At 70.1% G+C, this 14,310-nt stretch carries 14 protein-coding genes; 8 read left to right on the forward strand and 6 right to left on the reverse strand.

Annotated elements, in window-relative coordinates:
- Window positions 1–91: 91 nt before the first annotated feature.
- From HDA39_RS37700 to HDA39_RS37720, 5 genes are read right to left on the reverse strand one after another with little or no spacing between them, the layout of a single operon-like run.
- A complete protein-coding gene (locus tag HDA39_RS37700) occupies window positions 92–925 on the reverse strand; it encodes an ATP-binding cassette domain-containing protein (RefSeq protein WP_184803521.1) in 834 nt (277 codons plus the stop codon).
- On the reverse strand, window positions 922–1,731 hold the full coding sequence (locus HDA39_RS37705) for an ATP-binding cassette domain-containing protein (protein ID WP_184803523.1): 810 nt from the start codon (window positions 1,729–1,731) through the stop codon (window positions 922–924). Before HDA39_RS37705 ends, HDA39_RS37700 begins: the two co-directional genes overlap by 4 nt.
- Window positions 1,728–2,558, reverse strand: coding sequence for an ABC transporter permease (locus HDA39_RS37710; protein ID WP_184803525.1), 831 nt, complete (start codon window positions 2,556–2,558; stop codon window positions 1,728–1,730). Before HDA39_RS37710 ends, HDA39_RS37705 begins: the two co-directional genes overlap by 4 nt.
- Window positions 2,555–3,541 carry an ABC transporter permease gene (locus tag HDA39_RS37715; RefSeq protein ID WP_184803527.1) on the reverse strand — a complete coding sequence of 329 codons (987 nt, stop codon included), beginning with the start codon at window positions 3,539–3,541 and terminating at the stop codon, window positions 2,555–2,557. The genes HDA39_RS37710 and HDA39_RS37715 overlap by 4 nt, the downstream gene beginning before the upstream one ends.
- A complete protein-coding gene (locus HDA39_RS37720; protein ID WP_202893241.1) occupies window positions 3,534–5,084 on the reverse strand; it encodes an ABC transporter substrate-binding protein in 1,551 nt (516 codons plus the stop codon). Before HDA39_RS37720 ends, HDA39_RS37715 begins: the two co-directional genes overlap by 8 nt.
- A gap of 114 nt (window positions 5,085–5,198) precedes the next feature.
- Between HDA39_RS37720 and HDA39_RS37725 the strand changes: the two genes are divergently transcribed.
- Complete coding sequence (locus HDA39_RS37725; protein ID WP_202893242.1) at window positions 5,199–5,888, forward strand: IclR family transcriptional regulator; 690 nt, start codon at window positions 5,199–5,201, stop codon at window positions 5,886–5,888.
- Between the two features lie 7 nt (window positions 5,889–5,895).
- Here HDA39_RS37725 and HDA39_RS37730 read toward each other — a convergent pair whose 3' ends face one another.
- Window positions 5,896–6,495: an ATP-binding protein gene (locus HDA39_RS37730; RefSeq protein ID WP_184803529.1), complete on the reverse strand. Its 600-nt coding sequence runs from the start codon at window positions 6,493–6,495 to the stop codon at window positions 5,896–5,898.
- Window positions 6,496–6,591: 96 nt separating this feature from the next.
- On the opposite strand from HDA39_RS37730, the gene HDA39_RS37735 reads away from it, so the two are divergent.
- The 7 genes from HDA39_RS37735 to xylB all read left to right on the forward strand — a co-directional run bounded on the left by HDA39_RS37735 (window position 6,592) and on the right by xylB (window position 14,262).
- Entirely contained in the window at window positions 6,592–7,038 is a 447-nt protein-coding gene (locus HDA39_RS37735) for a hypothetical protein (protein ID WP_184803531.1), read from the forward strand.
- 144 nt (window positions 7,039–7,182) lie between these two features.
- Window positions 7,183–8,583 (forward strand): ABC transporter substrate-binding protein, encoded by a 1,401-nt coding sequence (locus HDA39_RS37740; protein WP_184803533.1) that lies wholly within the window; start codon window positions 7,183–7,185, stop codon window positions 8,581–8,583.
- Window positions 8,584–8,593: 10 nt separating this feature from the next.
- Window positions 8,594–9,547, forward strand: a complete 954-nt coding sequence (locus tag HDA39_RS37745; protein ID WP_184803535.1) for a carbohydrate ABC transporter permease — start codon at window positions 8,594–8,596, stop codon at window positions 9,545–9,547.
- Window positions 9,544–10,389, forward strand: coding sequence for a carbohydrate ABC transporter permease (locus tag HDA39_RS37750; protein ID WP_184803537.1), 846 nt, complete (start codon window positions 9,544–9,546; stop codon window positions 10,387–10,389). The genes HDA39_RS37745 and HDA39_RS37750 overlap by 4 nt, the downstream gene beginning before the upstream one ends.
- Complete coding sequence (locus HDA39_RS37755) at window positions 10,386–11,864, forward strand: mannitol dehydrogenase family protein (protein ID WP_337926058.1); 1,479 nt, start codon at window positions 10,386–10,388, stop codon at window positions 11,862–11,864. Before HDA39_RS37750 ends, HDA39_RS37755 begins: the two co-directional genes overlap by 4 nt.
- Window positions 11,861–12,841, forward strand: coding sequence for a sugar-binding transcriptional regulator (locus HDA39_RS37760; protein ID WP_184803539.1), 981 nt, complete (start codon window positions 11,861–11,863; stop codon window positions 12,839–12,841). The genes HDA39_RS37755 and HDA39_RS37760 overlap by 4 nt, the downstream gene beginning before the upstream one ends.
- Window positions 12,841–14,262, forward strand: coding sequence for a xylulokinase (gene xylB, locus HDA39_RS37765; RefSeq protein WP_184803541.1), 1,422 nt, complete (start codon window positions 12,841–12,843; stop codon window positions 14,260–14,262). Before HDA39_RS37760 ends, xylB begins: the two co-directional genes overlap by 1 nt.
- The last annotated feature ends 48 nt before the right edge of the window (window positions 14,263–14,310 follow it).

Below are 14,310 nucleotides of genomic sequence, written 5' to 3' on the forward strand. Positions count from 1 at the left end.
GCCGGTCCTTCGCCGGACCTGGCCGCCGGTCCTTCGCCGGACCTGGCCGCCGGTCCTTCGCCGGGCCTAGCCGCCTGTCCTTCGCCGGGCCTCACGCCACGTCCAGCGTCCGCCGGCGCCGGGCGCGTCGCGGATCCGGTTCCAGTACGGCGTCCAGCAGCGCCCGCGTGTACGGGTCGGACGGGCTGTCGAACACCGTGGCGACCGGCCCGGTCTCGACCACGGCTCCGGCCCGCATCACCGCGACCCGGTCGGCGAGCTTCCGCACCACGGCCAGGTTGTGGGACACGAACACGTAGCTCAGGTGGAACTCGCGCTGCAGCGACGACAGCAGGTCGAGCACCTGCGCCTGGACCGAGACGTCGAGCGCGCTGGTCGGTTCGTCCAGGACGATCACCTCGGGCCGGAGCGCCAGCGCCCGCGCGATCGAGATTCGTTGCCGTTGGCCACCGGAGAACTCGTGCGGGTACCGGGAGGCGACGTTCGCCTCCAGCCCGACGGCGGTCAGCAGTTCGGCGACCTGCGCCTCCCGCTCGGCCCGGCCGCGCCGGCCGCGCAGCTGCGGCTCGTGGGTGACGAGCGGTTCGGCGACGATGTCGACCACGCGCAGCCGCGGATTCATGCTGGAGAAGGGATCCTGCAGCACCACCTGCAGATCGCGGCGCAGCGCGCGCAGCTCAGCGGCCGGCAACCGGAACACATCCCGGCCACCGACCTCGACGCGGCCCGACGTCGGCGGCAGCAGGCCGAGCATCATCCGGGCCAGCGTGGTCTTGCCCGAGCCGGACTCGCCGACCACCGCGAGCGTCTCACCGGACCGGAGCTCGAGCGAAACGTTGTCTACAGCAACGACTGGGGCGCGGCCGCGGACGTCGTACTCCTTGCACAGCTGGGAAGTGCTGAGCAGCACCCGTTGGTCGGTCATGCCGGGGTCTCCTCGCGCAGTCGGGGTGTCGCGGCCAGCAGCTGCTGGGTGTAGGGATGCTGCGGGTCGGTCAGGATCGACAGCACGTCGCCGCTCTCGACGACCTCGCCGGCTCGCATCACCAGCACGTCGTCGGCCATGGTGGCGACCACGCCGAGGTCGTGAGTGATCAGCAGCAGGGCCATCTGCCGTTCCTGCTGCAGATCGGCCAGTACGTCGAGGATCTGCGCCTGGACGGTGACGTCCAGCGCGGTGGTCGGTTCGTCGGCGATCAGCAGCCGCGGGCCGGCCACCAGGGCCATCGCGATCATCGCGCGCTGCCGCAGACCGCCGGACAGCTGGTGCGGGTACTGCGCGGCGCGGCGTTCGGGGTCGTCGATGCCTGCGGAGGTCAGGGCCGCGAGGACCTCGTCGCGGTACCGCGACGCGCGTCCGCCACGGTGGCGGCACAGGACCTCGGCGACCTGCGCGCCGATGCGGCGTACGGGGTTGAGGCTGGACATCGGGTCCTGGAAGACCATCGCGATCTGGTCGCCGCGGATCGTGCGCAGGTCCGGTTCGGGCAGGCGGAGCAGATCGTGGCCGTCGTACAGGATCTTGCCGGTCGGGTACGTCGCGGGCGGCTCGGGGTTGAGCCGCAGTACGCCGCAGGCCGTGGCCGACTTGCCGCTGCCGGACTCGCCGACGATCGCCAGCGTCCGGCCGGCCCGCAGCTCGAAGGAGATGCCGCGGACGGCGTGGACGGTCTGGCCGGGCAGCGTGAAGTCGACGCGCAGGTCGTCGACGGTCAGGATCGGTGCGCTCATCGGCGGTACGCCCTCGGGTCGACGGCGTCGCGGATCGCGTCGCCGGTGATGTTGATGGACAGTGCGGTCAGCATCAGCGCCAGGCCGGGGAACACCGCGATCCACCAGGAGGTCCCGAGGTACAGCTGGCCGTCGGCCAGCATCGATCCCCAGGTCGGGATCTCGGCCGGTACGCCGAGGCCGAGGAAGCTCAGCGCCGACTCGACCACGATCGCCGAGGCGACGTTCAGCGCGGCGATCGTGATCAGCGGCGCGAACACGTTGGGCAGCAGGTGACGCCGCATGATCGTGGCCGGCCCGACGCCGATCGCGCGGGCCTCCAGGACGAAGTCGCGTTCGCGCAGCGACAGCACGCTCGATCGGGTCACCCGGGCGTACGAGACCCAGTTGGTGACCCCGAGCACGATGATCACCACCCACAGGCCGTTGCCCAGGAACGCGACCACGGCCAGGGCCAGCAGGATCGAGGGGAACGCGAGCTGGACGTCGGCCAGCCGCATCAGCACCCGGTCGGCCCAGCCGCCGCGGTAACCGGCCACGATCCCGATCACCGCGCCGATCGTGCCGGAGATCAGCGCGACCGCCAGCCCCACGAACAGCGAGATGCGGGCGCCGTAGATCAGCCGGCTGAGCACGTCGCGCCCGAGGTTGTCGGTGCCCAGCAGGTGGCCGCCGGTCCAGCCGGGTGGTCTCAGTCTGGTCAGCAGGTCCTGGGCGTTGGGATCGTCGGGTGCGACCACCGGCGCCAGGATCGCGCACAGCACGACCAGGGCCAGCAGGATCAACGCGGGCACGGCCATCCGGGCCCGGAGAACGCGAACGATCATCGGCCGAGCCTCACTCTCGGGTCGAGCAGCGTGTACGACAGGTCGACGAGCAGGTTGACCACGACGAAGACCAGCGCGAAGAACAGCACCGCGCCCTGGACCAGCGGGAAGTCGCGGTTGGCGATCGCCTCGACCGTGAGCCGGCCGATCCCCGGCCAGGAGAAGACCTGTTCGGTCAGGATCGCGCCGCCCAGCAGGGATCCGAGCTCCAGCCCGACCACCGTGACGACGGGAAGCGACGCGTTGCGCAGCCCGTGGCCGATCACGACCTGGCTGCGGGTGAGCCCCTTCGCGGTCGCCGTACGGATGTAGTCGGCCGACAGTTCCTCGGCCAAGGAGGTTCGCAGCACCCGGGCCACCACCGCGATCGAGTAGATCGCGAGCGTGAAGGTCGGGAGCACGAGGTGCGCCACACTCCCGTACCCGGCGGCCGGCAGCGCGTGCAGCCGGACGGCGAACAGCAGGATGAACACGATGCCGACCCAGAACGCCGGGGTCGACTGCCCGATCAGGACGATCCCGCTGATGATCGTGTCGGTGATCCGGCCGCGGTGGACGCTGGCCAGGATGCCGGCGGGCAACGAGATCAGCAGCGACAGGACGAGGGACGAGACCGCGAGCAGGGCAGTGGCCGGCAGACGTTCGCCGATCAGCGACACCACGGGCTGGTCGAAGAAGATCGACCGGCCGAGGTCGCCCTGGACCAGGCCGCCGAGGTAGTCGACGTACTGCGCGAACAGCGACTGGTTCAGGCCGAGCTCGGCGGCGAGCTGATCGGCCTGCTCCTTGGTGGCGTCCGGCGGCAGCAGCAGCGCCAGCGGGTCGCCGGAGATCCGGACCAGCAGGAACGCCACGGTCGCGACCACGAGCAGCACGATCAGCGACGAGACGATCTTGCCGAGCACCGTCCGGCCCAGGCTCAGGGTCCGGTTCCGGCCGGTCCGCCGTACGGCGGGAGCTGGAGACGCGATCAGGTCAGTCATCGCGCACCGCGCTCTGCAGGGCGAGGTGGCCGATCACGTTCGGCGTCCAGCGCACCCGGTCGTTGGAGATCACGATGGTGTCGGCTTGGTAGAGGAACACGAAAGGGGCCTCCTGGGAGAGCAGGCGCTGCAGGGAGCTGAAGGCTTTCTGCCGGTCCGCGGGGCGGATCGAGTTCTCCTCGCGGTCGATCAGCTGGTCGGCCAGCGGGTTCGTCCAGCGGCTCTGCCGGCGGCCGGTCCGGACGTTGGACTGCACCGGGCTGGAGCCGTCGAGGGTCCAGCCGGTGGTGGACGCCAGGTACATCGGGCCGAGCGCCTTGCGGTTGTCGCTGGTCAGGCGCTGGGAGTACGTCGACGGGTCCAGCAGCGAGACCTTCGCCTGGACGCCGACCTTGGTGAGCAGGCCGGAGATCGCCTGCGCCGTGGTCGCGTCCGTGCTGGACGCGGTGAGCGTGGTGGACAGTCCGTCGGGGTGGCCGGCCTGGGCGAGCAGCCGCCGGGCCTGGTCGAGATCGCGGCTGTACGGCGCGATCGCCGGATCGAACCCGAACGACTCCCGCGGGATCATCGTCGGCACCTCGCGGCCGTGACCGTTCAGCGTCGCCTTCACCAGCAGCGGTACGTCCATCGCGTGGTTCAGGGCCCGGCGCACCCGTACGTCGGAGAAGGCCGGATCGGTGGTGTCCAGCGACAGGTACGACATCCGCAGCCCGGGGAACGAGCTGACCCGGACCCCCTTGTAGCCCTCGAGTTGCAGCGCCGCGTCCGGGACCAGCCCGGTCACCAGGTCGACCTCGTCGCTCTGCAACGCGGCCAGCGCCGACGCCGGGTTCTGGATCGTCTGGATCTCCAGCTCGTCGTACCCGGGTCTGCTCTCCCAGTGCTGCTCGTAGGCGCGCATCCGGATGCTGACACCGCGTTTCCAGCTCTCGAACCGGAACGGGCCGGTGCCGACCGGCGCGGCGGCGAACTTCTCGTCGCCGGCGTCGGCCAGGTACTTCGGCGGGACCATCACGCCGCCGAACAGCGACAGCTTGGCCGGGAGCACCGGATCGGGCTGGTCGAGCACGAAGTCGACCGTGTACCGGTCGACGACCCGGACGCCGGTGACGTAGCGCAGCTCGACGATCGGTGACTGCGTCTTGGGGTCGAGCAGGCGCTCGATGCTGAACTTCACGGTCTGGGCGTCGAACCGCTCACCGTTGTGGAAGGTCACTCCGCGCCGCAGCACGAACCGCCAGTGGTGGTCGTCGACCGCCGTCCAGCTGGTGGCCAGCCGGGGGACCAGTTCGTTGTGCACGTCCCGCGCGGTGAGGGTGTCGAACAGGTTGATCAGGACGTTCATCGTCGTCATCCCGCCCTGCTTCTGCGGGTCGAGCGTGGTCGGGTCGACCGACTGCGAGACCCGGATCCGGCGTCCGGTGCCGGCCTGCGAGTCCGCTCCGCAACCGGCCAGGAGGGTCGGCAGACCGAGCAGTGGGACGCCGACGGCGGCCGCTTGGAGCAGTCGCCGGCGCGACAGGGGTGGTTGGAGGTTCCTCAACGGCGCAGTCCTCCTCGGGGTTCGACGAGCGGGGACTCGTCGCCCATTGCGGCTGGAAAATGAAACTTTGGTTTCATCTGACGAAACGCTGGTTGCTTACAATAACCTGTGATCATGACGAGCGACAGTGGTTCGGAAAACTCGCCGCGGGCGTCGGCGGTCAAGGTGCTGGACGTGCTCGTGGCGCTGTCCGAGCGCGGCGGGAGTCACCGGATCGTCGATCTCGCGGCCCGGACCGAGTTGCCCAAGGCCACGGTCTACCGGCTGCTGCAGCATCTGGTGGCGCAGGGATTCGTCGTCGCCGAGCCGGACAGTACGTACCGGATCGGTCCGCGCTTCCTCGGGATCGCGGCGGCTGCGCTGTCCGACGCGCCGTGGCGGAAGGTCGTGCGGGCCGCGCTGGAGTCGCTGCGGACTTCGACCGGGCTCAGTGCGCATTTCGCTCAGCCGTACGGCGGTCAGCTGGTGGTGGTCGACGCGGCCGAGTCGGTGGACCCGTTCGGGATTCCCGTACGGCCCGGGGTGACGAGCGCGATCGAGCAGACGGCCTTCGGTCAGGTGATCTTCTCAGGCACGCCGGATGCGGTGGTGCGGCTGGACGACGTTACTCACCTGCGGTCGGTCGCGGCGCCGGTTTATCACCGCAACGGCGAGGTGCTGGGGGCGATCGGCGTGCTGGGGACGGAGTTCACCCTTGCGGACCAGGCTTCCGAGCGGATCCGGGCGTTGGTCCAGTCGGCTGCCGCCGATGCGTCGGCGGTCCTGACGACACCGTCCTTCGGGCACCGCACCGGTACTGCTTGAGTCTTCTTCAGTGCGTCGAGGCCGCGGCGAGCAGGTCGGCGATGCGGCGGCGGGCGGCCTTGGGGTTCAGGGGTTCGCAGCCGGCGTCGAGGCAGCGGCGGACTACGCGTGGGTCGTCCTTCAGGAGCAGCAATCCACGCCGTAGCAGGGTGAACGGCGGCTTGCGGTGTTCGCGGAGGTCGCGCTGGAAGCGGCGGAGGAAGGTGACGATCCGGTGGTGGCGTACGCAGATGGCCGCCGCCAGGAGGCCGCGGCTCTTCAGGTCGGCGACGACCTGGTCGGCGAAGATGCCCTCGGCAATCACCAGCGGGTGGCCGGCGGTGCTCACGCGGTGGTGCCCGACGGTCGCGTTCGCTCTGATGTCGTACGTCGGCAGCTCCGCGGTGCCGGTCGTGCACAGGGTCTCCAGCGCGTCGACCGCGCGCCCGGCGTCCCAGGACGCGGGGTCGTCCCAGTCGACGATCCCGAGCGGCGACCGCGGCATCGCGTCGTCGTCGCCGTCACGGTAGAAGTCGTCGAGGCGGACCACCGGCAGCCCGACCAGTTCGGCCAGATGGGACTTCCCGGTCCCGGACGGCCCGGCCAGCAGCACAACACGCGCACTCACCGGGCCATTCTCCGTCATCCCGAACGCCCGGGTAACACCAGGCATCCGAACACCGATGTCACCGGCGAGCCATCCCCCACGAGCGGAGCCCACCCCATGCCGAACCGGCTGACCCGCCCCGGCACGCTCGCGTACGCCTTCATTGCGGTGACCCTCGGCGTCCAGGCGATCCACGTGGTCCGGCTCGACGGCGTCTGGGGCACCGGCCAGACCTGGGTGGCCGTGACGCTGCTGGCGATCGGACTGGCGTCCTGCGCGCTCTTCACCGCCTCGGCGCTCACCCGGATCCCGCTGGTGGAGAGCGCTGCACCGGAGCCCGGCGACGGCCGCCTGCTCAGCCAGTTCGGGGTCTGGGTGGTGATCGGCCTGACGGCCGTCGGCGTGCTGGTTGTGGCGGTGAGCGAGCTGGATGCCTTCGGCCTCTGGCCCAACCTCCCGGCGGTATTCACCCCGTTCTGGGTCCGGCGGCTCGAGACGTCCTACTTCGAGGGTGTCGAGGAGACCCGGCGTGCGGCGGCTGCCGCGCGCGCCGAAGACCGCTAGCCGGCACCACCTGCTCGCCCGCCTTCAGCTTCACCCTCAACCTCCTTCGCTCAAGTGAGCATCGAGGCGCTCTCATGCGGCGCGACCTCTTGACACCACCCCCGCGCAAACGCTTCACTCTACTTTGAGCAACGCCCTGCTCAGATGAGCGAGTCCGACGGAACGAAGGAGCAGCTCGTGCTGGAACAGCGGAAGCGGGTGGGGGCGGTCGTGCTGGCCCTCACCTTGGTGACAACGGCCGGTGGTTGTGCCGGCTGGGGTGGTGGGGCCGGCGGTGGGGGCGCCGACAGCATCAACGTGCTGATGGTGAACAACCCGCAGATGATCGACCTGCAGAAGCTCACCGCCGACAACTTCACCCAAGAGACCGGGATCAAGGTCAACTACACCGTCCTGCCGGAGAACGACGTCCGGGACAAGATCAGCCAGGAGTTCTCCAGCCAGGCCGGCCAGTACGACGTCGCCTCGCTGAGCAACTTCGAGATCCCGATCTACGCCACCAGCAAGTGGATCGCGCCGCTGTCGGACTACATCGCCAAGGACCCGAACTTCAACCAGGAAGACGTCCTGAAGCCGATGACGGAGTCGCTCAGCGGCGCCGACGGCCAGGTGTACGGCGAGCCGTTCTACGGCGAGTCCAGTTTCCTCATGTACCGCAAGGACATCCTGCAGTCCAAGGGCGTCACGATGCCCGCGAAGCCGACCTGGCAGCAGGTCGCCGACATCGCGGCCAAGGTCGACAACGCCCAGCCCGGTATGCGCGGCATCTGCCTGCGCGGCCAGCCCGGCTGGGGCCAGCTGTTCGCGCCGCTGACCACCGTGGTGAACACCTTCGGCGGCACCTGGTTCACCGAGGACTGGCAGGCCAAGGTCAACGCCCCGGAGTTCACCGAGGCGACCAGGTTCTACGTCGACCTGGTCCGTAACCACGGCGAGCTCGGCGCACCGCAGGCCGGCTTCACCGAGTGCCTGAACAACCTCGTCCAGGGCAACGTCGCGATGTGGTACGACGCGACGTCGGCCGCCGGTTCGCTGGAGGCACCGAACTCACCGGTCAAGGGCAAGATGGGCTACGCCCCGGCGCCGGTCGTGAAGACCGACAGCTCCGGCTGGCTGTACGCCTGGTCCTGGAGCATCCAGGAGGCCAGCAAGAAGAAGGACAACGCCTGGAAGTTCATCTCCTGGGCCTCCAGCAAGCAGTACGAGGAACTGGTCGGCAAGGAGCTCGGCTGGTCCCGCGTCCCGGCCGGCAAGCGCGCGTCGACGTACACCAACCCGGAGTACGTGAAGGAGGCGAGCGCGTTCGCCGAACCGACCCGGCAGGCGATCGAGGCCGCCGACCCGCGCAACCCCGGCGTCCAGCCGCGGCCCGCGATCGGGATCCAGTTCGTCGACATCCCCGAGTTCCCCGACCTCGGGACGCAGGTCAGCCAGGACGTCAGCTCGGCGATCGCCGGCCGGATGAGCGTCGACGAGGCGCTGAAACGCGGGCAGGTGCTCGCCGACGACGTGGCGGAGCGCTATCGCTCCCGAGAAGCGAAGTGAGGAAGCCGTCATGAGTGTCGACACCGAGGCACGCCCCAGCGGCCGGCACGCCGCCGGTCCGCCTGGATCGCAGTCCACGATGCTGCGCAAGACCGGCGACTGGGCCCGGCGGGCGCCGTTGCTGCCGGCCCTGATCTTCATGATCGTCGTGACCCAGCTGCCGTTCGTGGTCACGATCATCACCTCGTTCATGGACTGGAACGCCTACTACCCCGACGAGCGCGGCTTCGCCGGGATCGACAACTTCCGGCGGGTGCTGACGGACGCGAACACGCGGCAGGCGATCCTGGTGACGATCCTGCTGACCGCGGCCGTCGTCCTGATCAGCCTGCTGCTCGGGCTCGGCATCGCGTTGCTGCTGGACCGCAGGTTCCGCGGCCGCGGGATCGTCCGGACGATGATGATCACGCCGTTCCTCGTCGTACCGGTCGCGGCCGCGCTGCTGTGGAAGCACGCGCTCTACAACCCGGAGTACGGGCTCTTCAACGGCTTGCTGACCTGGATCTTCGGGGACAACGCGCCACAACCGGACTGGATCAGCAACCAGCCGTTGTGGTCGGTGATCTTCGCGCTGGTCTGGCAGTGGACGCCGTTCATGATGCTGATCCTGCTGGCCGGGCTGCAGAGCCGGCCGCTGGACGTGATCGAGGCCGCGGGCATCGACGGCGCCAGCCAGTGGGACATCTTCCGCTACATGACGCTGCCGCACCTGCGCCAGTACCTCGAGCTCAGCGCGCTGCTCGGCTCGATCTACGTGGTGCAGAACTTCGACGCCGTCTTCACCATCACGTCCGGTGGACTCGGTACGGCGAACCTGCCGTACACGATCTACCAGACCTTCTACACCGCCCACGACTACGGCCGGGCCTCGGCGGCCGGCGTGATCGTCGTGATCGGCACGATCATCATCGCGACGTTCGCGCTGCGCTCGGTCTCGTCGCTGTTCAAGGAGGAGGGCCGATGAGCAACACGGTGACGATCGTGACGGGGAAGAAGCGGCGCGGTGGCGGGGTCGCGCTGAGCGGGCTGGCCTGGATCGTCGGCACGTTGTTCGTGCTGCCGGTGCTGTGGATGGCGCTGACCTCGTTCCACGCCGAGGAGGACGCGGCCAAGAACCCGCCGGCCGTCGCGGCGCCGCTGACGCTGGACGGCTACCGGTCGTTCTTCGACAGCGGTCCGTGGCCGTCGATCGCGAACTCGCTGACCGCGAGCATCCTGTCCACGGTCCTGGTCATCCTGCTGGCGTTCCCGGCGGCGTACGCGCTGTCGATCAAGCCGGTGAAGAAGTGGACCGACGTGATGTTCTTCTTCCTGTCCACGAAGATGCTGCCGGTGGTCGCCGGGCTGCTGCCGATCTACCTGTTCGCGCAGTTCACCGGGCTGCTGGACAACATCTGGCTGCTGATCGTGCTCTACACCTCGATGAACCTGCCGATCGCGGTCTGGATGCTGCGCAGCTTCCTGGCCGAGGTGCCGGTGGAGATCCTGGAGGCGGCCTCGGTGGACGGCGCCGGGCTGATCCGGACGTTGCGTTCCGTGGTCGCTCCGGTGGTCACGCCGGGCATCGCGTCGGCGGCGCTGATCTGCTTCATCTTCAGCTGGAACGAGCTGCTCTTCGCGCGGGTGCTGACAGGTACCGTGGCCCAGACCGCACCGGTGTTCCTGACCGGCTTCGTCACCAGCCAGGGGCTGTTCCTGGCCAAGGTCTGCGCGGCCTCGCTGGTGGTGTCGCTGCCCGTCCTGATCGCCGGCTTCGCCGCCCAGGACAAGCTGGTCCAGGGCCTGTCGCTGGGAGCCGTCAAGTGACCTTGCAGAAGCTCAGTTCCGCCACGCTGTCCTCGCTCGACCCGCAGGTGGGCGTTCCGGCCTACGACCGTACGACGGTCAGCCCGGGCATCGTCCACTTCGGGGTCGGCGGGTTCCACCGGGCCCACCAGGCGATGTACCTGGACCGCCTGATGGCCGACGGCAAGGCGCTCGACTGGGGGATCTGCGGCGTCGGCGTCCTGCCGCAGGACCGGCGGATGGCCGACGTGATGGCGGCGCAGGACTGCCTCTACACGCTGGTGGTGAAGTCCCCGGACGGCACGCTCGAGCCGCGGGTGATCGGCTCGATCGTCGAGTACCTGTTCGCCCCGGACGACCCGGAGGCGGTGCTGGCCCGGATGACCGACCCGGCCACGCGGATCGTCTCGCTGACGATCACCGAGGGCGGGTACCACGTCAACCAGGTGACCGGGGAGCTCGACGCGAACGACCCGGGTCTGGCCGCCGACCTGGAACCGGGTGCCACGCCCGGTACGGCGTTCGGGCTCGTCGTCGAGGCGCTGGCCCGGCACCGCGCGGCGGGCACCAAGCCGTTCACGGTGATGTCGTGCGACAACATCCCCGGCAACGGGCACGTCGCGAAGAAGATGCTGACCGCCTTCGCCCGGCTCCGCGATACCGAGCTGGCGGACTGGATCGATGCCGAGGTGCGGTTCCCGAACTGCATGGTCGACCGGATCACGCCGGTCACCGCCGACTCCGACCGCGAGGCGCTGGCCGAGCGGTTCGGGGTGGAGGACGGCTGGCCGGTGGTGTGCGAGCCGTTCACGCAGTGGGTGCTGGAGGACGACTTCGGCGGCGTGCGACCGGCGTACGAGGACGTTGGGGTGCAGGTGGTCGAGGACGTCGAGCCGTACGAGCTGATGAAGCTGCGACTGCTCAACGCGAGCCACCAGGCGCTGTGCTACCTCGGATACCTGGCCGGCTACAGGTACGCGCACGAGGTGTGCCAGGACAAGCTGTTCGTCGACTTCCTGCTCGGCTACATGACCGAGGAGGGCCAGCCGACGCTGCCCGCCGTACCGGGGGTGGACCTGGAGCAGTACAAGCACCAGCTGATCGAGCGGTTCGCCAACCCGGAGGTGCGGGACACACTGGCCCGCCTGTGCGCCGAGAGCTCGGACCGGATCCCCAAGTGGCTGGTGCCCGTCATCCGCGAGCAGCTGGCCGCCGACCGTGGTGTCGAGCGGTCTGCCCTGGTGGTGGCCTCCTGGGCCCGGTACGCCGAGGGCGTGGACGAGCAGGGCGAGCCGATCGAGGTGGTCGACCGGCTGCGCGACAAGCTGGTCGAGCGCGCCCAGCACAACCGGGAGGACCCGCTGGTGTTCGTCTCCGACCGGGACCTGTTCGGCGACCTGGTCGACGACGAGCGGTTCGTGACGGCGTACAAGGCGTCGCTGGCGTCCCTGCACGAGCGTGGCGCCCGGGCGACGCTGGAGGACCTGGCCGGATGAGCGGGGAGGGGGTCGAGAGCTGGCGGGGGGAGGACGACGAGCTGCTGGCGGACGTCGCCCGGCGGTACTACCTGGACAACGCCTCCAAGGTGGACATCGCCAAGCAGCTCGGCCTCAGCCGCTTCAAGATCGCCCGGCTGCTGGAGGGCGCCCGGGAGCGGGGGATCGTCCAGATCCAGATCAAGAGTCCCAGCCCAGTCGACCGGGGGCTGTCCGAGGAGCTGGCCGCTGTGCTCGGCATCCCGCGCTGCGTCGCGACCACCGCGACAGGGTCGGCTGAGCAGGTCCGGGCGCAGGTCGCGGAGGCTGCTGCCCGGACGGTAATGCCACTGGTCCGTGCGGGCGACCTGCTGGGCCTGACGTGGAGCCGGGCGGTCGACGCGATGGTCGACCACTTCGACGCGCTGCCCTCCTGCACGGTGATCCAGATGGCCGGTTCGCTGCACTCTCCGGCCGGCGGCGGTACGACGGTCGACCTGGCCCGCCGCGCGGCCGAGCTGGCCGGCGGTACGGCGTACGCCGTGCACGCGCCGCTCGTCGTGGACGACGTCGCCGCGGTGACCGCGCTGCGCCGGCAGCCCGGGATCGCCGACACCCTGGCGATGGCCGACGGGCTGGACATCTCCGTCGTCGCGATCGGTGCCTGGCGGGCCGGCTGCTCCACGGTGTGGGACGCGGTGTCGGAGGCGGTCCGCGACGAAGGGGTCGTGGGAGGCGCCGTGGCCGAGGTGAGTGGGCATCTGCTGGACGTGGGCGGCAAACTGGTCGAGTCACCGCTGGAGCAGATGATCATCGCGGTGTCGGTCGACCAGTTGCGCCGCCCAGCCGAGCGGGTCGCGCTGGCGGCCGGCGCGCACCGGGCTCCCGCGGTGATCGCGGCCGTCCGGTCGGGACTGGTGACCACGCTGGTGACCACGACCGACCTGGCCCGCGAGGTCCTTCGCCTGCTCGCCGCTTCCGAGAGGAACTCCGTCTGATGACACAGCCGAAACTGGTTGCCGGTGTCGACTGCTCCACCCAGGCCACCAAGGTCGTGGTCTGCGACGCCGAGACCGGGGAGGTGCTGCGCGAGGGACGTGCGCCGCACCCCGACGCCACCCAGGTCGACCCCGCCGAGTGGCTGAAGGCCTGGCAGATCGCGTCGGAGGGGTTGCTGGACGACGTACAGGCGCTGTCGGTCGGTGGGCAGCAGCACGGGATGGTGCTGCTCGACGGCGACGGCTCGACCGTGCACCCGGCGGTCCTGTGGAACGACACGAGCTCGGCCGACGCGACCGCGGAGCTGGTCGCCGAGCTGGGTGGTGCCGAGGCGTGGGCCGAGGCGATCGGGTCGCTGCCGGTGCCGAGCTTCACGGTGACCAAGCTGCGCTGGGTGCAGACGGCCGCACCGGAGGCTGCGGCCCGGGCTGCGGCTGTGGCGTTGCCGCACGACTGGCTGACTCACCAGCTCGCTGCTGGGCGCGCTGGGATCGGGGACCTCACCACTGACCGCGGCGACGCGTCCGGGACCGGCTGGTGGTCGCCGGCGACCAACTCGTACCGGCCTGACCTGGTTGAGCGTGCCTTCGGCAGACCGCTGGCGCTGCCGCGGGTCGCTGGGCCTCGGGAGATCGTCGGGGAGACCGTCGGCGGTGCGGTGATCGCGGCCGGGACCGGTGACAACATGGCGGCTGCCCTGGGGCTCGACCTGCAGCCGGGTGACGTTGCTGTGTCGCTGGGGACCAGCGGCACAGCTTTCGCGACCAGTACGACGCCAACCGCTGATCCCAGCGGGCTGGTCGCCGGCTTTGCCGACGCCACCGGGGGCTACCTGCCGCTGGTCTGCACGCTGAACGCGGCGCGGGTCATGTCGGCCACGGCGACCCTGCTGGGCATGGAGCTGGCCGAGCTGGACGAGGCGGCTCTGAACTCGTCCGGGAGCGACGGGCTGGTCCTGCTGCCCTACCTGGACGGCGAGCGGACCCCTGACCTGCCGCACTCGACCGGCCTGGTCTACGGGCTGACCCGCGCGACCATGCAGCCCGCGACGATGGCCCGCGCGGCTGTCGAGGGCATGCTGTGCGGCCTGGCCGATGCTGTCGACGCCCTGCGGGCGCAGGGCCTTCCGGTCGAGCGGGTGCTGCTGCTGGGCGGCGCGGCGCGCTCCCGCGCCGTACAGGCTCTTGCTCCTGCGTTGCTGGGAGCACCGGTCGTGCTGCCCGAGCCCGGCGAGTACGTCGCCCTCGGCGCGGCTCGCCAGGCGGCGTGGGCGTTGTCGGATGCTGACACCCCACCCACCTGGTCTGTTGCCGTCGGCAAGCCCGAGTCGTCGATCCTCACCGACACCGAGGCCGCCGAGGTCCGCTCCCGCTACGCTGCCGTCCTCAACGGAACCCGCCCGCTCCTCACCCAGCCCTAGGGAACGCCTCCACCGGCCGGGACGTCCCACCCCGGACCTACCGGGGAG

The organism is Kribbella italica, assembly GCF_014205135.1.
Taxonomy (GTDB): domain Bacteria; phylum Actinomycetota; class Actinomycetes; order Propionibacteriales; family Kribbellaceae; genus Kribbella; species Kribbella italica.